Consider the following 24,637-nt stretch of genomic DNA (forward strand, 5'->3'; position numbering starts at 1 on the left):
CACAGTTGTTGCGTGGTTATGCCGCACCCCCGGTGCTATGATCCGATCCGATGCGCCGCAAAGAGTACAAACTCCCCGGCGCTTGTCTGGCCGCCCGTGATCGGCCTTGCGCTCACCGCAACTGACCTGATTAGGAGAATCATCATGGCTTTCGAATTGCCGCCGCTGCCCTACGCACACGATGCCCTGCAGCCGCACATTTCCAAGGAAACTCTGGAATACCACCACGACAAGCACCACAACACCTACGTCGTGAACCTGAACAACCTGGTGCCAGGCACCGAGTTCGAAGGCAAGACCCTGGAAGAAATCGTCAAGTCTTCCTCGGGCGGCATCTTCAACAACGCCGCTCAGGTCTGGAACCACACTTTCTACTGGAACTGCCTGGCGCCAAACGCTGGCGGTCAACCAACCGGCGCACTGGCTGAAGCCATCAACGCTTCCTTCGGTTCGTTCGACAAGTTCAAAGAAGAATTCAGCAAAACCTCCATCGGCACCTTCGGTTCCGGTTGGGGCTGGCTGGTGAAAAAGGCTGACGGTTCCCTGGCCCTGGCCAGCACCATCGGCGCCGGCAACCCGCTGACCAGCGGCGACACCCCGCTGCTGACCTGCGACGTCTGGGAACACGCTTACTACATCGACTACCGCAACGTTCGTCCGAAATACGTCGAAGCGTTCTGGAACCTGGTCAACTGGAAATTCGTGGCTGAGCAATTTGAAGGCAAAACCTTCAAGGCTTAAGCTCGACGCCAGACAAGAAACCCGGCTTTTATGCCGGGTTTTTTTATGGGCAGGGGAAAGTCAGGCCGCTTGCGGATCGACGTTATCCAATGCCCGGTTCACCGCCAACTCCGCCAGCATGATGATCTGCTGGATTGCCAGCACCGTGTTGCGCTGCGGGCCAATCAGGTTCGCGGCGAAATCGCTGGCCATGACACTCGCCGAGGCCAGGGACTCGCAGGCTTGGGCCAGGAGACTCTCGGTGTCCATGTTGGGGGCGATCATGAACATCGTGCTCGGGCGACGGGGTTTTTCGAGGTATTGGTCCGGCGGATCGAGGTAATAGTCGAGGGCGCGTTTTATGGCTTCGCGGTCTTTGAGGAGTGCTTTGGCTTCGGTGGTTGGTGCGGTGTTGACGGGTGGATCGGGAATTAACTTATCCAAACTAAAAATCCTCTAATCAAACTGGAGCCATCACCAGTCGTTTCTCACGCGACGGAGTGGTGGCAGCTATGTGCGGAGTGAGAAACCGGTAGAGGAATAGACCCGGCCAGACCGAAGTCTGCCCGCACACAGCCGCCATTGAACATTGCAGGCAGCGGATAAGCTGGCGGCAATTATGGTGGGACTGGCGCTGTATTAAAACCTCTACGGGCTCTCACACCCGATCGCTGAGTTTTCAGCGACAGCCAGAGGTTAGAGAGAGTGCTTCCTACCCGGCAACCTGAAAAATGCGTGGGAAAACGCTGTGTTTTTTACACATCGTTCAACACAAACAGTCGGGGGGCAGCAGGAAGTGATTGGTCGGCTGGCAGGCCGTCTAGATCAAGATCAAAAGATCGCAGCCTCGTTGCACTCGACAGCTCCTACAGGAGATCGAGTACATCCGGGGGAGATTGGTCGGCTTTTAGGCCGCCAAGGGCAAGATCAAAAGATCGCAGCCTCGTTGCACTCGACAGCTCCTACAGGGGGATCAGGTACATCCGGGGGAGATTGGTCGGCTTTAGGCCGCCAAGGGCAAGATCAAAAGATCGCAGCCTCGTTGCACTCGACAGCTCCTACAGGGGGATCGGGTACATCCGGGGGAGATTGGTCGGCTTTTAGGCCGCCAAGATCAAGATCAAAAGATCGCAGCCTCGTTGCACTCGACAGCTCCTACAGGAGATCAGGTACATCCGGGGGAGATAGGTCGGCTTTTAGGCCGCCAAGGGCAAGATCAAAAGATCGCAGCCTCGTTGCACTCGACAGCTCCTACAGGGGGATCGGGTACATCCGGGGGAGATTGGTCGGCTTTTAGGCCGCCAAGGGCAAGATCAAAAGATCGCAGCCTCGTTGCACTCGACAGCTCCTACAGGGGGATCGGGTACATCCGGGGAGATTGGTCGGCTTTTAGGCCGCCAGGGGCAAGATCAAAAGATCGCAGCCTCGTTGCACTCGACAGCTCCTACAGGAGATCAGGTACATCCGGGGGAGATAGGTCGGCTTTTAGGCCGCCAAGGGCAAGATCAAAAGATCGCAGCCTCGTTGCACTCGACAGCTCCTACAGGAGATCGGGTACATCCGGGGGAGATTGGTTGGCTTTTAGGCCGCCAGGGGCAAGATCAAAAGATCGCAGCCTCGTTGCACTCGACAGCTCCTACAGGGGATCGGGTACATCCGGGGGAGATTGGTCGGCTTTTAGGCCGCCAAGGGCAAGATCAAAAGATCGCAGCCTCGTTGCACTCGACAGCTCCTACAGGGGGGCGGTGTACACCCGAGGCTCCTCACCACTCAACAGGCCGAGCGTTAGCTCGCCTGCAGCTCTTGATCTTGATCCACCCGCCCCTTTCGGAAGGCTGAGTGGAGGTGTTCATCCGGGGAGTGGCGCGCAGCGCCGTTCGACGCAGTCGAACACGCTGCATGTAGGTGCAGCGAAGCCAACCGTAGGGCAGTGTCCCCGGATGGATACCGGAGCGAAGGAACGCCGAGCCTTAGCGAGGGGCCGGACGTTTGGGGCGAGCCTTTTTTTGCTTACTTTTTTTTGGCGTTTGAAAAAAAAGTGAGTCGCCGTAAGGGCGAAACCATAAGCAGCTGTTACCGCAGAAATGGATATGTACACAACCAACAAGAACATGGTCGGCTATAAGGCCGCCAAGCAAGCCAATCTCCGACAATGAAACCAGCGTTCGGCCCCTTGCCCCCACGCCACAGCAGGCTAACATCAACAAAAGGAAAAATAGTCCCAATCCCCCTCAAGTTGAAGGACCCAACTACCGACACAGTACGAATAGGGCAAATACTCAAAACAACAGCATTTCGGCCAAGCTGCAGGCAAAAAACCCTGAGGTTGATTGTCCCTTTGACTGCCATCACGGGATTGCCAATACTCATGGCAACTTGATGCTACCCGCACGGAACAAGGAATAACCCTTTGAAGCTGGAACTCAAGAACAGCTTGTCGGTGAAGTTGCTCCGGGTCGTGCTCCTGTCGGCATTGATCGTCGGCGTAGTCTTGAGCTGCGCGCAGATCGTCTTCGATGCCTATAAAACACGCCAGGCCGTGGCCAACGATGCCGAGCGCATCCTCGACATGTTCCGCGACCCTTCGACCCAGGCCGTCTACAGCCTGGACCGGGAAATGGGCATGCAGGTCATCGAAGGCCTGTTCCAGGACGACGCCGTGCGCCAGGCCTCCATCGGCCATCCCAACGAAGCCATGCTCGCGCAAAAGTCCCGTGAGTTGCAGCGTTCCAACAGCCGCTGGCTCACCGACCTGATCCTGGGCAAGGAACGCACCTTCACCACCCAACTGGTCGGTCGCGGCCCCTACAGCGAGTATTACGGCGACCTCAGCATCACCCTCGACACCGCGACCTACGGGCAGGGTTTCATCGTCAGCTCGGTGATCATCTTCATCTCCGGCGTATTACGCGCCCTGGCCATGGGTCTGGTGCTGTACCTGGTCTACCACTGGCTGCTGACCAAACCGCTGTCGCGCATCATCGAACACCTGACCGAAATCAATCCCGACCGCCCCAGCGAACACAAGATTCCGCAACTCAAGGGCCACGAAAAGAACGAACTGGGAATCTGGATCAACACCGCCAACCAGTTGCTCGAATCCATCGAGCGCAACACCCACCTGCGCCACGAAGCGGAAAACAGCCTGCTGCGCATGGCCCAGTACGACTTCCTTACCGGTCTGCCGAACCGTCAGCAATTACAACAGCAACTGGACAAAATCCTCGTCGACGCTGGCAAATTGCAACGCCGGGTCGCCGTGCTGGTTGTCGGTCTGGACGACTTCAAAGGTATCAACGAACAGTTCAGCTATCAGACCGGCGACCAATTGCTGCTGGCCCTGGCCGATCGCCTGCGCGCCCACAGCGGTCGCCTCGGCGCCCTCGCCCGTCTGGGTGGTGACCAGTTCGCCCTGGTCCAGGCCGATATCGAACAACCTTACGAAGCCGCCGAACTGGCGCAAAGCATTCTCGATGACCTGGAAGCGGCGTTTGCCCTCGATCATCAGGAAATCCGCCTGCGCGCGACCATTGGCATCACCCTGTTCCCCGAGGACGGCGACAGCACCGAGAAGTTGCTGCAAAAAGCCGAGCAGACCATGACGCTGGCGAAAACCCGCTCGCGCAACCGTTATCAGTTCTACATCGCCAGTGTCGACACCGAGATGCGCCGCCGCCGGGAACTGGAAAAAGACCTGCGCGACGCCCTGCGCCGGGACCAGTTCTACCTCGTCTATCAACCGCAGATCAGCTACCGCGATCACCGCGTGGTGGGGGTCGAGGCACTGATTCGCTGGCAGCATCCCGAGCATGGCCTGGTGCCGCCCGACCTGTTCATCCCGTTGGCCGAGCAGAACGGCACCATTATCGCCATCGGCGAATGGGTGCTGGATCAGGCCTGCAAACAACTGCGCGAATGGCATGACCAGGGTTTCATTGACCTGCGCATGGCGGTGAACCTGTCCACGGTGCAACTCCACCACGCCGAGCTGCCGCGGGTGGTCAATAACCTGCTGCAGATGTACCGCCTGCCACCGCGCAGCCTGGAGCTGGAAGTCACCGAAACCGGCCTGATGGAAGACATCAGCACCGCCGCCCAGCATCTGCTGAGCCTGCGTCGCTCCGGCGCATTGATTGCGATCGACGATTTCGGCACCGGTTACTCATCCTTGAGCTACCTGAAAAGCCTGCCGCTGGACAAGATCAAGATCGACAAGAGCTTCGTGCAAGACCTGCTCGATGACGACGACGATGCCACCATCGTTCGGGCGATCATCCAGCTGGGCAAGAGCCTGGGCATGCAGGTGATTGCCGAAGGCGTGGAAACTGCCGAGCAAGAGGCCTACATCATTTCCGAAGGCTGCCACGAAGGTCAGGGCTACCACTACAGCAAACCGCTGCCGGCGCGGGAACTGAGCGCCTACCTGAAACAGGCACAGCGCAGTAACGCGGCTATTTTGTAGAAGATCAAAAGATCGCAGCCTCGTTTCACTCGACAGCTCCTACAGAAGCACGCGGTTTATGTGGGAGCGTGTAGGAGCTGTCGAGTGAAACGAGGCTGCGATCTTTTGATCTACCGCAACACGACCTCTGAATAAGAAATATTTCCAAGCACAACCCTTTACACATAATGCGAAAGATTTGCATTATGTCGCAGTTTTGCGCATTCGCTGCGCCATACCACCCCCTCTCGAAGCAGGATGTTCGCCATGATTCGTATGCCTCTGGCTACCGCCAGTCTGTTGGCCATCGCTATTTCCCTCGCCGGTTGTGGCGAAGGCAAAGACAAAGCTGCAGCTCCAGCGCCTACACCGGCCGCCAGCACGACCGCGCCGGCTCCAGCCACCGCTCCCGCCGCTACCAGCAAAGTCGACGAAGCCGCCGCCAAAGCCGTTGTCGCGCATTACGCCGACATCGTCTTCGCCGTTTACAGCGATGCCGAATCCACCGCGAAGACCCTGCAAACCGCCGTTGACGCCTTCCTCGCCAAGCCGAACGCCGACACCCTGAAAGCCGCCAAGGCTGCCTGGGTTGCTGCCCGCGTTCCTTACCTGCAGAGCGAAGTGTTCCGCTTCGGCAACACCATCATCGACGACTGGGAAGGTCAGGTGAACGCCTGGCCCCTGGACGAAGGCCTGATCGACTACGTCGACAAATCCTACGAACACGCACTGGGTAACCCGGGCGCCACCGCCAACATCATCGCCAACACCCAGGTTCAGGTCGGCGAAGACAAGATCGACGTCAAAGACATCACCCCGGAAAAACTCGCCAGCCTGAACGAGCTGGGCGGTTCCGAGGCCAACGTCGCCACCGGCTACCACGCCATCGAATTCCTGCTCTGGGGCCAGGACCTGAACGGCACCGGCCCTGGCGCCGGCAACCGTCCCGCCTCCGACTACCTGGAAGGCAAAGGTGCCACGGGCGGTCACAACGATCGTCGTCGCGCCTACCTGAAGTCTGTGACCCAACTGCTGGTCAGCGACCTGGAAGAAATGGTCGGTAACTGGAAGCCGAACGTGGCCGACAACTACCGCGCCACCCTGGAAGCCGAACCGGTTGATTCGGGCCTGCGCAAAATGCTGTTCGGCATGGGCAGCCTGTCCCTGGGCGAACTGGCGGGCGAGCGCATGAAGGTTTCCCTGGAAGCCAACTCCCCTGAAGACGAACACGATTGCTTCAGCGACAACACCCACAACTCGCAGTTCTACGATGCCAAGGGTGTGCGTAACGTCTACCTGGGCGAATACACCCGTGTCGACGGCACCAAAATGACCGGCGCCAGCCTGTCGTCGCTGGTGGCCAAGGCCGATCCGGCTGCCGACACCGCGCTGAAAGCCGACCTGGCCGCAACTGAAGCCAAGATGCAGGTCATCGTCGATCACGCCAACAAGGGTGAGCACTACGACCAGCTGATCGCCGCCGGCAACACCGCTGGCAACCAGATCGTTCGCGACGCGATCGCCGCCCTGGTCAAGCAGACCGGCTCGATCGAAGCCGCCGCTGGCAAACTGGGCATCAGCGACCTGAACCCGGACAACGCTGATCACGAGTTCTGATCAACGCTGGCTAAATAAAAAGGCGACCTTCGGGTCGCCTTTTTTATTGGCCAAAACGCAGATCAAATGTGGGAGCGGGCTTGCTCGCGAAGGCGTCGTCTGCTGCAACATCTTCAGTGCGTCCAACACCGCTTTCGCGAGCAAGCCCGCTCCCACAGGGTCTTGCGTAGATCCTGTGGGAGCGAGCCTGCTCGCGATGGTCGCGCCTCGGTCTTCAGCCGAACACTGCCCCACATCAACCAAACGATAATTCCTCTTATTCAATCTCCCTTGCCCTGTTAGACTTTGCGCCCTTGTTTTGCTCGTCTTGCAGGATGTCTGATGCCCTCGCTGCTTCTTCGCTTGTCCGCACTGTTTCTGGCCCTGGGCCTGAGTGCCTGCGATGACGCCCCGCGTTTTACCGAGGCCGAACCCGGTGAAGCCCGGTCCGGTGGCGCAGCGACCGTGCGCAAGACTGATCAGAACGCCTTCTCCCTGCCCTCCGCCAACCTGTCGCCGTCACGGCGAGTGGATTTCAGCGTCGGCAACAGTTTCTTCCGCAACCCTTGGGTGATCGCCCCGTCGACCACCACCGCCCGGGACGGCCTCGGTCCGCTGTTCAATACCAACGCCTGTCAGGGCTGCCACATCAAGGACGGTCGCGGTCATCCGCCGACGCCTGATGCGGCGAACGCGGTATCGATGCTGGTGCGCCTGTCGATCCCGGACGCGCCGGCGTATGCCAAAGTCATCGAGCAACTCGGCGTGGTCCCGGAGCCGGTCTACGGCGGCCAGTTCCAGGACATGGCCGTGCCCGGCGTCACTCCGGAAGGCAAAGTGCGTGTCGATTACACCCCCGTTCCGGTCCGTTTCAAGGACGGCACCGAAATCGAGCTGCGCAAGCCCAGTCTGAACATCACCCAGCTGGGTTACGGTCCGATGCACCCCGACACCCGCTTCTCGGCCCGCGTTGCCCCACCGATGATTGGCCTGGGTTTGCTCGAAGCCATCCCCGACGAGGCAATCCTCGCCAATGCCGAGGCGCAGGCCAAGGACAAAAACGGCATCGCCGGACGCCCGAACCGGGTCTGGGACGACGTGCAGCAGAAGACCGTCCTCGGCCGGTTCGGCTGGAAAGCCGGGCAACCGAACCTCAATCAGCAGAACGTCCACGCGTTTTCCGGCGACATGGGTCTGACCACCAGCCTGCGCCCCTTCGACGACTGCACCGATGCGCAAACCGCCTGCAAACAGGCACCCAATGGCAACGGCCCGAATGGCGAGCCGGAGGTCAGCGATAACATCCTGCGCCTGGTGCTGTTCTACAGCCGTAACCTCGCCGTGCCGGCCCGTCGTGACGTCAACGCGCCTGAAGTGCTGGCCGGCAAGAACCTGTTTTTCCAGGCCGGATGCCAGTCCTGTCACACACCGAAATACACCACCGCCGCCAACGCCGCCGAACCTGAACTGGCCAATCAAGTAATTCGCCCTTACAGCGATCTGCTGCTGCACGACATGGGCGACGGTCTGGCCGACAACCGTAGCGAATTCCAGGCCAGTGGCCGCGACTGGCGCACCCCGCCGTTGTGGGGCATCGGCCTGACGCAAGCGGTCAGTGGCCACACCCAGTTCCTGCATGACGGCCGCGCCCGCAATCTGCTTGAAGCCGTGCTCTGGCATGGCGGCGAAGCGAAAGCGGCCCAGCAACAGGTTTTGTCTTTCAATGCCGAGCAGCGCGCCGCGTTGCTGGCATTTTTGAATTCCCTTTAAACCGTATTCCATAGCGGGAGCCCGACATGTTCCGTCCCAAATTGTTGTTCACCAGCCTCGCAGCACTCGCCCTCGGCGCTTGCTCGCCACAGGACCCGCAAGCCGTCACCTCGGCCGCCATCGCCAAATCGGTGATCCTGCCGACCTACACCCGTTGGGTTGAAGCCGACCGCCAATTGGCCGTCAGCGCCCTCGCCTACTGCGAAGGCAAGGAAAACCTCGACACCGCCCGCGCCGACTTCCTGCACGCACAGAAAGCCTGGGCCGAGTTGCAGCCGCTGCTGATCGGGCCGCTGGCCGAAGGCAATCGCGCCTGGCAGGTGCAGTTCTGGCCGGACAAGAAAAACCTGGTCGGCCGTCAGGTCGAGCAACTGGTCACCGCGCAGCCGCAGATCGATGCCGCCGCCCTGGCTAAGTCCAGCGTCGTGGTGCAAGGCCTCTCGGCCTACGAATACATTCTGTTCGACAGCAAGCCGGACGTGGCCAACGACGCACAGAAAGCCAAGTATTGCCCGCTGTTGAAGGCCATCGGCGAGCGTCAGAAACTGCTGGCCGAAGAGATTCTGCACAGCTGGAACAACACCGACGGCATGCTCGCGCAAATGAGCAAATTCCCGAACCAGCGCTACGCCGATTCCCACGAGGCTATCGCCGATTTGCTGCGTGTCCAGGTCACCGCCCTCGACACCCTGAAGAAAAAACTCGGCACGCCGATGGGCCGCCAGAGCAAAGGCGTGCCGCAACCGTTCCAGGCCGATGCCTGGCGCAGCCAGTCGTCCCTGACCGGTCTTGAAGCGAGCCTCGCCGCGGCCAAAACAGTGTGGGAAGGCGTCGACAACAAAGGCCTGCGCGGCCTGTTGCCGAGCGAGCAGAAACCGTTGGCCGACAAGATCGACGCCGCTTACGCCGCGTCCCTGAAGCTGTTCGCCAGCAATCAGCGTCCGTTGACCGACATGCTCAACGACGACGCCGGGCGCCAGCAACTCAACGATATCTACGACAGCCTCAACGTCGTCCATCGCCTGCACGAAGGCGAACTGGCCAAGGCGCTGGGCATCCAACTGGGCTTCAACGCCAACGACGGTGACTGATGAGGGCGAGTGCCATGCTGCGACGTCAGGCTCTGACTTTAGGTAGTTTGCTGCTGGGAGCAGTAACACTGGGCGGCTGGACGCTGTTCAAGCAAAAGGACAAGAGCCCGCTGCTGCTCTCGGCGCGGGACGATGGCGACGGCAAGCATTACGCCGTCGGTTATCGGCTGGACGGCACCCGGGTGTTCGCCACCCAGGTCGGCCAGCGTTGCCACGACATCATCAATCACCCGACGCTGCCGATCGCGCTGTTCGTCGCCCGGCGTCCGGGCACCGAGAGTTACCTGATCGACCTGCGCGATGGCACGCTGCTGCAAACCGTGGCCTCGCTGCCGAACCGGCACTTCTACGGTCACGCGGTGATTCACAAGAGCGGCGACTGGCTGTACGCCACCGAGAACGACACCTCCGATCCGGGTCGCGGATTGTTGGGTGTGTATAAGTTCGAAGGTGAGCGGCTGGTGCACAGCGGCGAGATTTCCACCCATGGCATCGGCCCGCATCAGGTGTCGTGGATGCCGGATGGCGAAACCTTGGTGGTGGCCAACGGCGGCATTCGCACCGAGGCGGAAAGCCGGGTCGAGATGAACCTCAACGCGATGGAACCGAGCCTGGTATTGATGCAACGCGACGGCACCCTGCTGAGCAAGGAAACCCTCGCCCAGCAGATGAACAGCGTGCGTCATCTGGGGATCGCCAGCGACGGCACCATCGTCGCCGGCCAGCAGTTCATGGGGCCGTCCCACGAGTCTTCAGAGTTGCTGGCGATCAAGCGTCTGGGCCAACCGTTCGTGGCGTTCCCGGTGCCCGAGCATCAGTTGCAGGCGATGGGGCATTACACCGCCAGCGTTGCGGTCCACAGTGATTTGCGACTGGTCGCGTTGACCGCACCGCGCGGTAACCGCTTTTTTATCTGGGACATGGACAGCGGCGAAGTGCGCCTGGATGCGCCGCTTCCCGACTGCGCCGGGGTCGGTGCCGTGGCTGACGGATTTGTCGTGACCTCGGGTCAGGGGCGCTGCCGCTACTACGATTGCCGCCAGACAGATCTGGTAGCAAAACCGCTCGACCTTCCCGCAGGCCTCTGGGACAACCACCTCCACCTCATCTGACTTCTCCCTCTTGTAGGAGCGAAGCTTGCTCGCTAAGGCGCCCTATCAGTCGGTATCTTCATTGGCTGACACACCGCTTTCGCGAGCAAGCTTCGCTCCTACAGGTTTTGCGAGTTCCTGTAATAAGTGGCAGTTGGATTCACTGCCGCACTCGGAGTAATGTGCCCCACTGTCTCACCTGATTTTCTCCAAGGAAGTGGAAATATGCTGCGTCGCCGCATGCTGATCATGTTGGGTGTTGTTCTGCTGATCGTGCTGGTGCTGGCCGGGTACAAAGCCTTCTCCATCTACACGATGATCCAAGGCTTTTCCGCGCCAAAACCGCCGATCAATGTCGCCGCGACCACGGCCGCCGAACGCCCGTGGCAAGCCCGTCTGCCGTCCGTTGGCACGCTCAAGGCGCTGCAAGGGGTCGACTTGAGCCTGGAAATCGCCGGCACCGTCATGGATGTGCAGTTCGAGTCCGGGCAGCAGGTCAAGGCCGGTCAGCCGATCGTGCAGCTCGACAGCGGTGTGGAACAGGCGTTGCTGGAAACCGCGATGGCGGACCTGGGACTGTCGACAGTGAATTACAACCGTGGCAGCCAACTGGTGGGCAGCCAGGCGATCTCCAAAGGGGAGTTCGACCGACTCTCGGCGATCAGGAAAAAGGACCAGGCCACAGTCAACCAGCTCAAGGCGTCGCTGGCGAAAAAGCGCATCCTCGCCCCGTTCAGCGGCACCATCGGTATTCGTCAGGTCGATGTCGGCGACTATGTGGCCAGCGGCACCATGATCGCCACCCTGCAAGACCTCAGCAGCCTCTACGTCGACTTCTTCGTACCCGAGCAGTCGGTGCCGAAAATCGGCATCGGCCAGTCGGTGCAGATCATTGTCTCGGCCTACCCGACACAGACCTTCCCCGGCACCATCAGCGCGATCAACCCGAAAGTCGAAAACAGCACCCGCAACGTGCAGGTCCGCGCGACCCTGGCCAATCCTGACGGCAAACTGCTGCCGGGCATGTTCGCCAGCCTGCAAGTGATGCTGCCCGACCCGCAGCCACGCATCGTCGTGCCGGAAAGTGCGATTACTTACACGCTGTATGGCAACTCGCTCTACGTCGTCGCGCAGAAAAAGGCCGAAGACGGCAGCCTCGAAAAAGACGACAAGGGCCAGCCGATCCTGATCGCCGAACGGCGTTTCATCGAAACCGGCGAGCGCCGCGACGGGCTGGTGATGATTACCAAAGGCGTGCAGAACGGCGAAAAAGTGGTCACGGCCGGTCAGATCAAACTGGACAACGGCGCACACATTGCCATCAGCGACGACAAGACCCTGACCGATAAGAACAGTCAGCCACGCACTGACTGATCAAGGAATCCTCATGGCTTTTACTGACCCGTTCATCCGCCGCCCGGTGCTCGCCACCGTGGTCAGCCTGTTGATTGTGCTCCTGGGCTTCCAGGCCTGGAGCAAGCTGCCGCTGCGCCAATACCCGCAAATGGAAAACGCCCTGATCACGGTGACCACGGCCTACCCCGGGGCCAACGCCGAAACCATTCAGGGTTACATCACCCAACCGATGCAGCAAAGCCTGGCCAGCGCCGAGGGCATCGACTACATGACCTCGGTCAGTCGCCAGAACTTCTCGGTGATCTCGATCTATGCGCGCATCGGCTCCAACAGCGACCGTTTGTTCACCGAGCTGCTGGCCAAGGCCAACGAGGTGAAAAACCAGCTGCCCCAGGACGCCGAAGACCCGGTGCTGAGCAAGGAAGCGGCTGACGCCTCGGCACTCATGTACATCAGTTTCTTCAGCAAGGAGCTGAGCAACCCGCAGATCACCGACTACTTGTCCCGGGTCATCCAGCCGAAACTCGCGACCCTGCCGGGCATGGCCGAAGCCGAGATTCTCGGCAACCAGGTGTTCGCCATGCGCCTGTGGCTGGACCCGGTGAAACTGGCCGGTTTCGGCCTGAGCGCCAGCGACGTGACCAACGCAGTGCGCCAATACAACTTCCTCTCCGCCGCCGGTGAAGTGAAAGGCGAGTACGTCGTCACCAGCATCAATGCCAACACCGAGCTGAAGTCCGCCGAAGCGTTTGCCGCGATTCCGCTCAAGATCGATGGCGACAGTCGCGTGCTGCTCAGCGATGTGGCGCGGGTCGAGATGGGCGCGGAAAACTACGACTCGATCAGTTCTTTCGGCGGCACGCCTTCGGTGTACATCGGCATCAAGGCCACACCGGGCGCCAACCCGCTGGACGTGATCAAGGAAGTGCGCAAGATCATGCCGGAGCTGGAAGCCCAGCTGCCGCCGAACCTCAAGGGTGAAATCGCCTACGACGCCACACTGTTCATCCAGGCCTCGATCGACGAAGTGGTGAAAACCCTCTTCGAAGCCGTGCTGATTGTGATCGTGGTGGTGTTTCTGTTTCTCGGGGCGCTGCGTTCGGTGGTGATCCCGGTGGTGACCATTCCGCTGTCGATGATCGGCGTGATGTTCTTCATGCAGATGATGGGCTACTCGATCAACCTGCTGACCCTGCTGGCGATGGTGCTGGCGATCGGGCTGGTGGTGGACGATGCCATTGTGGTGGTGGAAAACATTCACCGGCACATCGAGGAAGGCAAGACGCCGCTGGACGCAGCTATCGAGGGCGCCCGGGAGATCGCAATGCCGGTGGTGTCGATGACCATCACCCTGGCGGCGGTCTATGCACCCATCGGTTTCCTGACGGGGCTCACGGGGGCGCTGTTCAAGGAGTTCGCCCTGACCCTGGCCGGGGCGGTGGTGATTTCCGGCGTGGTCGCGCTGACCCTGTCGCCGATGATGTGCGCCCTGCTCTTGCGCCACGATGAAAACCCCAGCGGCCTGGCCCATCGCCTCGACCTGATTTTCGAAGGCCTCAAGCGTCGATACCAAAGCATGCTCCACGGCACCCTGAACACCCGACCGGTGGTGCTGGTGTTCGCGGTGATCGTGCTGTGCCTGATTCCGGTTCTGCTCAAGTTCACCAAATCGGAACTGGCCCCCGACGAGGATCAGGGCATCATTTTCATGCTGGCCAACGCCCCGCAACCGGCCAACCTCGATTACCTGAACACCTACACCGACGAATTCATCACGATCTTCAAGGAGTTTCCCGAGTACTACTCCTCGTTCCAGATCAATGGCTTCAACGGCGTGCAATCGGGGATTGGCGGTTTCCTGCTCAAACCGTGGAACGAACGGGACCGCACGCAAATGGCAATCCTGCCCGAGGTCCAGCGCAAACTGGAGAGCATCTCGGGTTTGCAGATCTTCGGCTTCAACCTGCCCTCCCTGCCCGGCACGGGTGAAGGCTTGCCGTTTCAGTTCGTCATCAACACGGCCAACGATTACGAGGCGCTGCTGCAAGTGATGGACCGGGTGAAAAAACGGGCGATGGAGTCCGGCAAGTTCGCCTTCGTCGACGTCGACCTGGCCTTCGACAAGCCCGAAGTCGTCGTCGATATCGATCGCGCCAAGGCTGCGCAAATGGGCGTGTCCATGCAGGACCTCGGCGGAACGCTGGCTACGTTACTGGGGCAAGCGGAGATCAACCGTTTCACCATTGAGGGTCGCAGCTACAAAGTTATCGCTCAGGTCGAGCGACCTTTCCGGGACAACCCGGACTGGTTGAACAACTATTACGTGAAGAACACCCAAGGCGAATTGCTGGCCCTGTCGACCCTGATCACCGTCACCGACCGCGCCCGTCCACGGCAGTTGAACCAGTTCCAGCAACTCAACTCGGCCATCCTGTCCGGGGTTCCGCTGGTCAGCATGGGCGAAGCCATCGACACTGTGCGCCAGATCACGCTAGAAGAAGCGCCGGCCGGGTTTGCCATGGATTATGCAGGCGCGTCGCGGCAATACGTTCAGGAAGGCAGCGCGCTGTGGGTGACCTTCGCCTTGGCGCTGGCGATCATTTTCCTGGTGCTGGCGGCCCAGTTTGAGAGCTTCCGAGATCCTCTGGTGATTCTGGTGACCGTGCCGCTGTCGATCTGCGGCGCGCTGATTCCGCTGTTCCTGGGCTGGTCGAGCATGAACATCTATACCCAGGTGGGGCTGGTGACGCTGATCGGGTTGATCAGCAAACACGGAATCCTGATCGTCGAGTTCGCCAACCAGTTGCGCAAGGAGAAAGGCCTGACACCGCGGGAGGCCGTGGAGGAAGCGGCGGCGATTCGATTGCGTCCGGTGTTGATGACCACGGCGGCGATGGTGTTCGGCATGGTGCCATTGATCATCGCCACGGGCGCGGGCGCGGTCAGCCGGTTCGATATCGGCACGGTGATCGCCACGGGGATGTCGATCGGGACGTTGTTTACGCTGTTCGTGCTGCCGTGCATCTACACCCTGCTGGCCAAACCTGACACGAAAGAACACCTGTAACCCTGTGGGAGCGGGCTTGCTCGCGAATGCGGTGTGTCATTCAATGGATAAATTGACTGACACACCGCATTCGCGAGCAAGCCCGCTCCCACATGGACAGTGCCAGGCTGAAGTTCGGGCACAAAAAAAGGCCTCGCATTGGCGAGGCCTTTTATTTTGGCTTCAATCTGTTCAACTCTGCGGCCTCATTCCTTGAGAAAGACCGAACATGAACAGCAATAAATCATGATCGGGTTGGGATGCCACGGATGCCTTGGCTACCCGGGGCAACGGACAGTGAGCATCAGCACTCACTGAACTGAGGACTTGCGTGCGGGGCTGCTCCCACGCCGCCACCGCCAATGAAGCAACTGCCAAGGCTCCTATCAAGAACACACCTCGTGCAATTTCTAGTTTCATTGCTATAAACCTTTGATAGCGCTGCCAAACGCCGTCTCATAAAAATAGACGAGTTTGCGCCAGTCTGCCGTGCTGAACGACGAGTGGCGGCGCAGTTGCTTCATGTCATGAGCAGCCGCGCGATAGGCGGTCAGACGCTGTCGGCATTTCTCCAGATCGATCAAGGCAACCTCGACCTTGGCCGAATCGTCTTCGCCAGTGACCCGCACAAATACGTGCTTGATGTAGATGCAGCTGTGCTGCCAACGACCCTTGTGCATGCGCGCCAGGTTGTCGGCCAGATCCTTCAATACGCGATCATGAACCACTTCGCCGTGGCGCTCGCGACCACCGCCGGCGTACCAGTGTTCGATTTCCTCGAAGCCATCCAGCGACTTGGTCACCAGCAAGGCGCGCCATTTATGCACAGGGTCACGCTGTGCGCCGCAGAAAACGATTTCCGGAACGCGCACGTCGAGCGCGCGAAGGCCAATGAGCGCATCGCGCTCGCGCAACACGGTCGGGCGGCCGAACGGGTGCAGCCAGCTGCGATAAATATGCCCGGTCTGCCGCTTGGCATAGAGCAGCTGTCCATCACTGCCCATGACACGCTGAACGCCACTTTCTCCACCGCGACGGACGTTGGGTTCTTCTACCCATTCACCGCGCTGATTCCAGAAATAGTCGAAGCGGTCCTGAGAAGCGACGTCCGTTTCTGCTGCACATTGCACTGCCATCCTGTTACCTCTTGCGTAATACGTAAACTCGCCACATGGCATAGAGCGGTAAAAAGTCCAGTTGTTCCTGAATACGGAACCCCGCCTGTTCGAACTCCTTCTCTACCGTGGCCGCCGGTAACACAAATCGGTTTTGGTAACCTTCCTGCCCACGCCGTTTCTCTGAGCGCTTGCGTTTCCAGGCCTTGAAATTGCCGTCCACCCACAACGAAAGGATCACGCTGTCACGCGTGACTCGTTCAAATTCGCGCAGGATGGCCAGTCGATGCTCGGCTTCACCTATGTGATGGAGCAAACGCATGCAAAAAATGCTGTCGACGGCGTTATCAGGCAAGGCAATGTCGAATGCAGAAGTGTGCAAGGGTTGTACCCGTTTTACCACGTCGGCAGGTTGCGCCTGGGTGGCAATCTTCAACATTGACTCGGAGTTGTCGGCGCCGATGATCGCGCGATTGGCTTTTTCCGCCAGCAATGGCCAGAAACGCCCCGCACCGCAAGGCAAATCAAGGACCAGCCCAGGCTCACCGACCAATGCCAGCGCCTTTCGCGCCAGCTGCTCGTCACGCCAATGGGACAGTCGACGGCCGAGGCCGTCCTTATGCTTGCGCAAGTATCGTTGCGCGTGTTGATCGTCGTATTTTTCGGAAAAATCGAGTTTTATCGGGCCATCCATCATTAAGGTCTCCTGAACTGCTGATGACACCTACCTTAGGTAGCGTAGTGTCAGTGTCAGGTCATGCCTTTGTGAAAAAATTGTTAAGTAAACGCGCAATCATTTCAAGGTTTTTCAGGATGCCCTTCCTCAATCGGAGCCGCGATTCTTGAGCATTGCTATGGATGGCTCAACTCCACCTGAAAACGACAGCCATTAGGCTCCATGTTGGTCAGGCTGACGTTCCAGCCCTGGTTCTCGCAAATCCGCTGTACCAGCGACAGGCCAAGCCCCAGGCCCTCGCCGCGTTTTTCGCTGCCGCGCACAAAAGGTTCGAACATGGCCTCGCGTTTTTCCTCGGGAATGCCCACACCGCTGTCTTCGACCGTGAAACCCGTGGCCGTGAGGGTCAAGCGGATGAACCCGAGTTCGGTGTAATGCAGCGCGTTACGCAACAGATTGCCCATGACGGCGTGCAAGAGGGTGGCGTTGTAGCAGGTGCCGAGCGGATTGCCCGGCTCGAAGATCAGGTTCAGCCCCTTGGCTTCAATCGGTTCGCGCCACTGATTGAGTAACCCGTCAGCGACCTGGCTCAGCGACTGCTGCGGTGCCATGCTGGCGTCTTCGCGCTGGGCCCGGGCCAGCATCAGGAACGTTTGCACCAACTCGCGCATCTCTGCGCACGCGCGGGCTATCCGCTCGACCTGGGCGCGGCCGCGCTGGTCGATACCGGGGTTTTCCAACAACAGCTCACAGGAACTGGCCAGCACCATCAACGGCGTGCGCAGTTCGTGGCTGACGTCACTGGTAAACAACCGTTCACGGGTCAACGCCTGGCGCAATCGCCCAAGGGTGGCGTCGAATGCAACCGCCAACTCGCCCACTTCGTCAGCGGCATAATCCGGCGCCAGAGGCGGTGCCAGCCCCAGCAATTGATCGCGATGACGCACCTGGCGGGCCAGGCGCACCACCGGCGCCATCACTTTGCGCGCCAGGACCCAGCCGAGAAATACCGCCAGCGCCAGGCTCAGCACGAAGCCCACCAGCACCACGGCAAACAGCACCCGCTCACGCTCTTCGAAATCGCTTTGGTCTTGAAGCAAGACGTAACGCCGGCCATCGACGACTTCAACCATCGCGTGATACGACAGCTGTTCGCGAAAGACCTCGTGGAAACCGGAATCAAGGTGCCGCAGATCCTTGGGCAGCTCGAAATCGCCCGGCCCGCCGCTGAAATAGAACAGCTGGTCCGGCTCCGGACGATGGCTCCAGTCCGAAACGCTGTCCATCAGCAACAGCCGTTGCAAATCGCCGCCCAGCCCGGCCGAAATCAGCTTTTCTTCCACCAGGTGCACGGTCGCCACAATGCCCATGGCGAAGGCACCCGCCACCAGCGCGCTCATCAACGCAAAGGCAATGATGATCCGTTGAGCAAGGCTCTGCTTAAACTCCATCACGGCCCTCGGCCAAGCGATAACCCACACCGTGCACGGTTTGCAGCAAAGGCTTGGCGAACGGCTTGTCGATCACCTGACGCAGTTGATGGACGTGGCTACGCAGGCTGTCGCTGTCCGGGCAGTCATCGCCCCAAAGGGCTTCTTCGAGTATTTCGCGGCGCAGGACGTGAGGGCTTTTCTGCATCAGCACGGCCAGCAACTTCAGGCCGACCGGGTTGAGTTTCAGCAGCCGTCCTTCGCGGGTTACTTCCAGGGTGTCGAGGTCGTAGCTCAGATCGCCGACCTGCAAGGTTCGCCGCCCGCCGCCCTGGGCACGACGCATGACCGCCTCGATACGCGCCGCCAATTCGGACAGGGCGAACGGTTTGATCAGGTAGTCATCGGTACCGGACTTGAAGCCTTGCAACCGGTCATCGAGCTGATCGCGCGCAGTGAGCATAATCACCGGCGTGTCGCGGCGGGCGTCTTCGCGCAGGCGTTTGCACAGGGTGTAGCCGTCGATGCCAGGCAACATGATGTCGAGCACGATCAAGTCATAGTGCTCGGTGGCCGCCAGGTGCAGACCCGACAAACCGTCCTGCGCGCAATCCACGGTGTAGCCTTTGAGCCCCAGGTAATCGGCCAGATTGGCCAGGATATCGCGGTTGTCTTCAACCAATAGAATTCGCATGGGCACCTCCTCCGTACACAGTAACGGCCGTCATGGCCCGCGCAGCTTAAGGCCAAGTGTGGCTCAGGGCTAGGACTGAGTGCAGTTGTCAATCCGCTGGAAAGCCTATGACGGCCTTAACAAGTTTTTCACTCTTGATTCACGCGCCCACGACAGTGCGGGGCTCAGACTCCGCGCGGATGCGCTCTTCAGAACCTTTCACCGACCAAGGAAATGCCATGGCTTCGACCGCTGCCCGCCCCGCTTCCAGGCCCCTCAACTTCTGGGTGTGCCTGGGTGTGCCCGCTATCACGGCGATCATTCTGCTGCTGCTTGAACTGACGTCCCTGGACATGGACCTGGCCAAACTGTTCTACGACCCGGTCGCCGGGGACTTCATCGGACGTCACAGTTACTTCCTTGAAAACATTCTGCATGACCGCGCCAAACAGGTGGTCATCGCGTTTTCGGTGTTTGCGATCATCGGCTTCATTGGCGCCTTTTTCATGGACAGGCTCAAGCCGTTCAAACGCGAATTGGGTTGCCTGGTGCTGTCGCTGGCGCTGGCGACTTCGTTCGTGACACCGGTCAAAGCGGTGACGGCAGTGCAATGCCCGTGGAGTCTGGAGCAATTCGGCGGCCACGAAACCTACAGCGAACTGCTGAGCCCGCGTCCGCAAACCGACAAGCCCGGGCGTTGCTGGCCGGGTGGTCATGCGGCCACCGGGTTTACGCTGTTTGCGCTGTTTTTTGTGCTGCGAGATCGGCGTCCGCGCCTCGCGCGCCAGGCGTTTGTGTTTGCGTTTGCACTGGGATCGGTGTTTTCGGTGAGCCGGATGATGCAGGGGGCGCACTTCTTTTCGCATAACGTGTGGACGGCGATTTTTTGCTGGTTGATCTGTTTGGGGTCTTACTACTACATCCTGTATCGACCGGCTTCCAAAGCTGAGAGAGAGTCTGAAGCACAACCGGTCAGCGCCTGAACTGACGCCTTCGCGGGCAAGCCTCGCTCCTACAGGATTCCGCTGGACCTGTAGGAGCGAGGCTTGCCCGCGAAGAAAGAGGCCCGAAGCAACAACCTGTTTTTTACGACGGGCAATAAAAAACCCCGCCGGCTCATCGCCGGCGGGGTTTTTATGTACGGGGTAAGGCTGGCTTACATCATGCCGCCCATGCCGCCCATACCGCCCATGTCTGGCATACCGCCGCCAGCTGGAGCGTCGTCCTTGATCTCGGCGATCATGGCTTCGGTGGTGATCATCAGGCTGGCAATCGACGAAGCCGCTTGCAGAGCCGAACGAGTCACTTTAGCCGGGTCCAGGATGCCCATTTCGATCATGTCGCCGTATTCACCGGTCGCAGCGTTGTAACCGTAGTTACCCGAACCCTGCTTGACCTTGTCTACAACTACGCTTGGCTCGTCGCCGGAGTTGGCAACGATCTGACGCAGTGGCGCTTCAACAGCGCGACGCAGCAACTGGATGCCAACGTTCTGGTCATCGTTGTCGCCTTTGAGCTCGGAGATCGCCTGCAGAGCGCGAACCAGTGCCACGCCGCCGCCAGGTACCACGCCTTCTTCAACGGCTGCACGGGTAGCGTGCAGGGCGTCTTCAACGCGGGCTTTCTTCTCTTTCATTTCTACTTCGGAACCAGCGCCAACCTTGATCACTGCAACGCCGCCGGACAGCTTGGCCAGACGCTCTTGCAGTTTTTCACGGTCGTAGTCGGACGAAGTGTCAGCCACTTGCTGACGGATCTGCAGAACGCGAGCCTGGATATCAGCTTCAACGCCGGCGCCGTCGATCACGGTGGTGTTTTCTTTGGACAGGATCACGCGCTTGGCATTACCCAGGTGTTCCAGGGTAGTGCTTTCCAGGCTCAGACCGATCTCTTCGGAGATAACGGTACCGCCAGTCAGCACAGCGATGTCCTGCAGCATGGCCTTGCGACGGTCGCCGAAGCCTGGAGCCTTGACGGCTGCGACTTTAACGATGCCACGCATGTTGTTCACAACCAGAGTCGCCAGGGCTTCGCCTTCAACGTCTTCGGCCACGATCAGCAGTGGACGGCCGGCTTTGGCAACGGCTTCCAGTACTGGCAGCATTTCGCGGATGTTCGAGATCTTTTTGTCGACCAGCAGGATCAGCGGACCGTCCAGCTCGGCAGTCATGGTCTCTGGCTTGTTGACGAAGTACGGGGACAGGTAGCCACGGTCGAACTGCATGCCTTCAACAACCGACAGTTCGTTTTCCAGGCCCGAGCCTTCTTCAACGGTGATCACGCCTTCTTTACCGACTTTTTCCATGGCTTCGGCAATGATGTCGCCGATGGAGCTGTCGGAGTTGGCCGAGATGGTGCCGACCTGAGCGATGGCCTTGGTGTCAGCGCAAGGCTTGGACAGGGCTTTCAGCTCTTTGACGATAGCGATGGTCGCTTTGTCGATGCCGCGTTTCAGGTCCATCGGGTTCATGCCGGCAGCGACGGCTTTCAGGCCTTCGTTGACGATCGATTGAGCCAGAACGGTAGCGGTGGTGGTGCCGTCGCCTGCGTCATCGTTGGCACGGGAGGCAACGTCTTTGACCAGCTGCGCGCCCATGTTTTCGAAACGGTCTTTCAGTTCGATTTCTTTGGCGACGGACACGCCGTCCTTGGTGATGGTCGGAGCGCCGAAGCTCTTCTCGATGATCACGTTACGGCCTTTAGGGCCCAGGGTCGCTTTTACTGCGTCAGCCAGGACGTTGACACCGGCGAGCATTTTCTTACGGGCGGAATCGCCGAATTTAACTTCTTTAGCAGCCATGATCGATATTCCTTAAATACTTTGTAGTAGCGGGAAAATGAGCGGGGAATCAGCCTTCGACAACAGCGAGGATTTCGCTCTCGCCGATGACCAGCAGATCTTCGCCGTCAACTTTCACAGTGTTGCTGCCGGAGTAAGGGCCGAACACAACCTTGTCACCCACTTTCACGGACAGCGCACGCACTTCACCGTTGTCCAGGACTTTGCCCGGGCCTACAGCGAGGACTTCGCCCTGGTTTGGCTTTTCAGCAGCCGAACCTGGCAGGACGATACCGCCAGCGGTTTTCTTTTCTTCTTCGCTGCGACGGACGACGACGCGGTCATGCAGAGGACGAAGCTTCATTGTCGATCTCTCCTAATTGTGGTTTTCATCGGCCGGTGTATTCCCGGCGGGTTTAACAAATCCGGCGGTGCCGGGTGCGGCTCGACCAGCGAGACGCGGAAGTCTGTCTGGCGTGATCGCCAGAAACCTTGCGGTGACCGTTACATAAGGGCGCATAAGCTTATTACAAGGGCGGGGATCGAAATTTTTTGCATCAATGCCCCGAAAACGAACACGGCACCCGAAGGTGCCGTGCAGCTGAAACGCTTTACTTGGAATCGCGGTGTTCGAACTCGCCTTCGATCACGTTGGGCTCGCGGCCCAACGGCTGCTGCGGAGCAGGACCGCCACGGGGCTGAAGATCGTCGGCGAACGCACGCTGACGGATCGCCGCCTCTTCGGCGCGCTGGCGCATTTTATTGGCCAGCAGTCGACGGGAGATCGGCAACAGCATCATCAGGCCCAGCACGTCAGTGACGAAGCCCGGCAGGATCAACAAACCGCCGGCCAGGGCCAGCATCAAACCTTCCAGCATGGTCTGGGCCGGCAACTCGCCGCGGTTCAGGCTTTCACGAGCACGCAACGCGGTGGCCAGACCGGCGATACGCAGCACGAACACGCCGAGCATCGAGCCGAGAATGATCAACAGCAGGGCCGGGAAAAACCCGATGGCCCCGCTGACCTTGACGAATACGAACAGCTCCAACACCGGAAACAGTACAAAGAGCAATAAAAAAGGGCGCATCAAATGGTTCCTCAACGCAAGAATGCCTTGCCAGTCTTCCCTAGATGACGTCGCCGTTTCGTGAATTCAAGCGTCAGCCACTTCATTTTTCGGCCAATGCTCGGCGTGAGCCAGGAAAACCAAGGCTTCGCGCACTTGTGTCGGCGTATTACAAGGCGCCTGGAACGGCAGCCAGTACAGGGCCTGACCAATGCGCAGGTGCATGCCTTCGCTGTCGATACCGGCCAGTTGCGCCGGCTCGGTTTTCGGCAGGCCTGCCAGTTCGACGTAGTGGGCGATGGCCTTGGCGTGATCGGCATTCATGTGCTCGACCATGCTGACTTCGGCTTTGCCGGCGAACGGGTTGGCCAGGGTCAGATGATCGACCCAGTGAATCGCGCCGAAGCCGCCGATGTAGCGGTGACGCACGGGCTTGAGCACCCAGAAATCGAAATCGTGGGCTTTGTGGTAGCTCTGTGAATCCGGGAAATAGCGGTAGTAACGCTCGGCCGCCGCTTCGATCGCGGCCTCGTCTTCGAGTTTTTCTGCTTCAGCCAGGTAAGTCAGGCGACCAACGGCTTGCACGTCGTCAGCCTCACGCTCGCCCACAAACAGCGAGCATTTCGGGTCTTTCTGCAGGTTATGGGTGTGCTGGGCGATGCGGCTGATAAGGATCAGCGGCCGCCCTTGCTCGTCCAGGCAGTAAGGAACGACGGAGCCAAACGGGAAGCCGGGCATCGACTTGGAGTGCGTCGACAGCACCCCGCGGTATTCCTTGAGAAGCAATTCTCGGGCATTCTTGGCCGCTTCAACGCTCAATTTATGACTCCTTATATAGAATCCGTCGAAAAAACGGACAGGCGCCTGGGGATAAGTTCCAGTACGCCATCGGGGCAGTTCTCATGTGCAACCAGGCCACATCAGGTGCAGATCGAGAGGCCCTCTAGGAAGGAAACCACTCTGAACCTGCTATTGGGGCATGCGAATGCAACTCACTGACAAAGTAATCATTATCACTGGCGGTTGCCAGGGTTTAGGCCGCTCCATGGCCGAGTATTTCGCGGGTAAAGGCGCGAAGCTGGCGCTGGTGGACCTGAACCAGGAAAAGCTCGATGACACCGTTGCGGCGTGCAAAGCCAAGGGCGTAGAGGCGCGGGCTTATCTGTGCAACGTTGCCAACGAAGAGCAAGTGACGCATATGGTTGCCCAGGTGGCCGAAGATTTCGGCGCGATTCATGGCCTGATCAACAACGCCGGTATCCTGCGCGACGGCCTGCTGCTGAAGGTCAAGGACGGCGAAATGACCAAGATGAGCCTGGCCCAATGGCAGGCGGTCATCGACGTTAACCTGACCGGCGTGTTCCTGTGCACCCGTGAAGTCGCGGCAAAAATGGTCGAGCTGAACAACAGCGGCGCGATCATCAATATCTCCTCGATCTCCCGTGCCGGCAACGTCGGCCAGACCAACTACTCCGCCGCCAAGGCTGGCGTGGCTGCAGCGACCGTGACCTGGGCCAAGGAACTGGCGCGTTATGGCATTCGCGTGGCAGGCATCGCGCCGGGCTTTATCGAAACCGAGATGACGTTGGGCATGAAGCCTGAGGCGCTGGAGAAGATGACGGCCGGGATCCCGCTGAAGCGCATGGGTAAACCGGAAGAGATCGCCCATTCGGCGGCGTACATTTTCGAGAACGACTACTACACCGGCCGGATTCTGGAAATGGATGGCGGGTTGCGGATCTAAAGCAAGATCAAGAGATCGCAGCCTCGTTTCACTCGACAGCTC

At 59.6% G+C, this 24,637-nt stretch carries 20 protein-coding genes; 10 read left to right on the top strand and 10 right to left on the bottom strand.

Going from position 1 to position 24,637, the window contains the following annotated elements; translation table 11 throughout:
- Positions 1–144 precede the first annotated feature (144 nt).
- Complete coding sequence (locus tag ACA049_RS24215; protein WP_010457614.1) at positions 145–741, top strand: superoxide dismutase; 597 nt, start codon at positions 145–147, stop codon at positions 739–741.
- Positions 742–801: 60 nt separating this feature from the next.
- Here the strand turns inward: ACA049_RS24215 and ACA049_RS24220 are convergent, their stop codons facing one another.
- The gene (locus tag ACA049_RS24220) at positions 802–1,164 is read right to left on the bottom strand and encodes a DUF6124 family protein (RefSeq protein ID WP_497330427.1); all 363 of its coding nucleotides are present in this window, start codon (positions 1,162–1,164) and stop codon (positions 802–804) included.
- 1,966 nt (positions 1,165–3,130) lie between these two features.
- Here ACA049_RS24220 and ACA049_RS24225 point away from each other — a divergent pair.
- The 7 genes from ACA049_RS24225 (at position 3,131) to ACA049_RS24255 (ending at position 15,132) form a co-directional block, all read left to right on the top strand.
- Complete coding sequence (locus tag ACA049_RS24225) at positions 3,131–5,182, top strand: putative bifunctional diguanylate cyclase/phosphodiesterase (protein WP_497330429.1); 2,052 nt, start codon at positions 3,131–3,133, stop codon at positions 5,180–5,182.
- Between the two features lie 246 nt (positions 5,183–5,428).
- Entirely contained in the window at positions 5,429–6,778 is a 1,350-nt protein-coding gene (locus ACA049_RS24230) for an imelysin family protein (RefSeq protein ID WP_219094608.1), read from the top strand.
- Positions 6,779–7,099: 321 nt separating this feature from the next.
- On the top strand, positions 7,100–8,527 hold the full coding sequence (locus ACA049_RS24235; RefSeq protein WP_497330431.1) for a di-heme oxidoreductase family protein: 1,428 nt from the start codon (positions 7,100–7,102) through the stop codon (positions 8,525–8,527).
- Between the two features lie 26 nt (positions 8,528–8,553).
- Positions 8,554–9,618, top strand: a complete 1,065-nt coding sequence (locus ACA049_RS24240) for an imelysin family protein (protein ID WP_497330433.1) — start codon at positions 8,554–8,556, stop codon at positions 9,616–9,618.
- A gap of 14 nt (positions 9,619–9,632) precedes the next feature.
- Positions 9,633–10,730: a DUF1513 domain-containing protein gene (locus tag ACA049_RS24245; RefSeq protein WP_497330435.1), complete on the top strand. Its 1,098-nt coding sequence runs from the start codon at positions 9,633–9,635 to the stop codon at positions 10,728–10,730.
- Positions 10,731–10,934: 204 nt separating this feature from the next.
- Positions 10,935–12,083, top strand: coding sequence for an efflux RND transporter periplasmic adaptor subunit (locus tag ACA049_RS24250; RefSeq protein WP_497330437.1), 1,149 nt, complete (start codon positions 10,935–10,937; stop codon positions 12,081–12,083).
- A gap of 13 nt (positions 12,084–12,096) precedes the next feature.
- Positions 12,097–15,132, top strand: a complete 3,036-nt coding sequence (locus ACA049_RS24255; protein WP_497330439.1) for a multidrug efflux RND transporter permease subunit — start codon at positions 12,097–12,099, stop codon at positions 15,130–15,132.
- A 171-nt stretch (positions 15,133–15,303) separates the two neighbouring features.
- Here the strand turns inward: ACA049_RS24255 and ACA049_RS24260 are convergent, their stop codons facing one another.
- The 5 genes from ACA049_RS24260 to colR all read right to left on the bottom strand — a co-directional run bounded on the left by ACA049_RS24260 (position 15,304) and on the right by colR (position 19,026).
- The gene (locus tag ACA049_RS24260; protein WP_461955462.1) at positions 15,304–15,531 is read right to left on the bottom strand and encodes a hypothetical protein; all 228 of its coding nucleotides are present in this window, start codon (positions 15,529–15,531) and stop codon (positions 15,304–15,306) included.
- A gap of 2 nt (positions 15,532–15,533) precedes the next feature.
- Positions 15,534–16,247, bottom strand: a complete 714-nt coding sequence (locus ACA049_RS24265) for a lipopolysaccharide kinase InaA family protein (protein WP_497330441.1) — start codon at positions 16,245–16,247, stop codon at positions 15,534–15,536.
- Between the two features lie 4 nt (positions 16,248–16,251).
- Positions 16,252–16,920, bottom strand: a complete 669-nt coding sequence (locus ACA049_RS24270) for a class I SAM-dependent methyltransferase (protein WP_497336960.1) — start codon at positions 16,918–16,920, stop codon at positions 16,252–16,254.
- Positions 16,921–17,078: 158 nt separating this feature from the next.
- The gene (locus ACA049_RS24275; protein ID WP_497330443.1) at positions 17,079–18,353 is read right to left on the bottom strand and encodes a sensor histidine kinase; all 1,275 of its coding nucleotides are present in this window, start codon (positions 18,351–18,353) and stop codon (positions 17,079–17,081) included.
- Entirely contained in the window at positions 18,343–19,026 is a 684-nt protein-coding gene (gene colR, locus ACA049_RS24280; RefSeq protein WP_497330445.1) for a two-component system response regulator ColR, read from the bottom strand. Before colR ends, ACA049_RS24275 begins: the two co-directional genes overlap by 11 nt.
- A 218-nt stretch (positions 19,027–19,244) precedes the next feature.
- Here colR and ACA049_RS24285 point away from each other — a divergent pair, with 218 nt between their 5' ends.
- Positions 19,245–19,988: a phosphatase PAP2 family protein gene (locus tag ACA049_RS24285; protein WP_497330447.1), complete on the top strand. Its 744-nt coding sequence runs from the start codon at positions 19,245–19,247 to the stop codon at positions 19,986–19,988.
- Between the two features lie 173 nt (positions 19,989–20,161).
- Here the strand turns inward: ACA049_RS24285 and groL are convergent, their stop codons facing one another.
- From groL to ACA049_RS24305, 4 genes are all read right to left on the bottom strand, one after another.
- The gene (gene groL / locus ACA049_RS24290; RefSeq protein ID WP_074874047.1) at positions 20,162–21,805 is read right to left on the bottom strand and encodes a chaperonin GroEL; all 1,644 of its coding nucleotides are present in this window, start codon (positions 21,803–21,805) and stop codon (positions 20,162–20,164) included.
- A 49-nt stretch (positions 21,806–21,854) separates the two neighbouring features.
- On the bottom strand, positions 21,855–22,148 hold the full coding sequence (locus ACA049_RS24295; protein ID WP_007948593.1) for a co-chaperone GroES: 294 nt from the start codon (positions 22,146–22,148) through the stop codon (positions 21,855–21,857).
- A 247-nt stretch (positions 22,149–22,395) separates the two neighbouring features.
- Positions 22,396–22,872, bottom strand: a complete 477-nt coding sequence (locus ACA049_RS24300) for an FxsA family protein (RefSeq protein WP_497330449.1) — start codon at positions 22,870–22,872, stop codon at positions 22,396–22,398.
- A 66-nt stretch (positions 22,873–22,938) separates the two neighbouring features.
- Positions 22,939–23,670: a HugZ family pyridoxamine 5'-phosphate oxidase gene (locus ACA049_RS24305; protein ID WP_497330451.1), complete on the bottom strand. Its 732-nt coding sequence runs from the start codon at positions 23,668–23,670 to the stop codon at positions 22,939–22,941.
- A gap of 166 nt (positions 23,671–23,836) precedes the next feature.
- Between ACA049_RS24305 and ACA049_RS24310 the strand changes: the two genes are divergently transcribed.
- Positions 23,837–24,595, top strand: a complete 759-nt coding sequence (locus tag ACA049_RS24310) for an SDR family oxidoreductase (protein WP_077749886.1) — start codon at positions 23,837–23,839, stop codon at positions 24,593–24,595.
- Positions 24,596–24,637: the final 42 nt, after the last annotated feature.

This window comes from Pseudomonas sp. LBUM1662 (assembly GCF_059695915.1).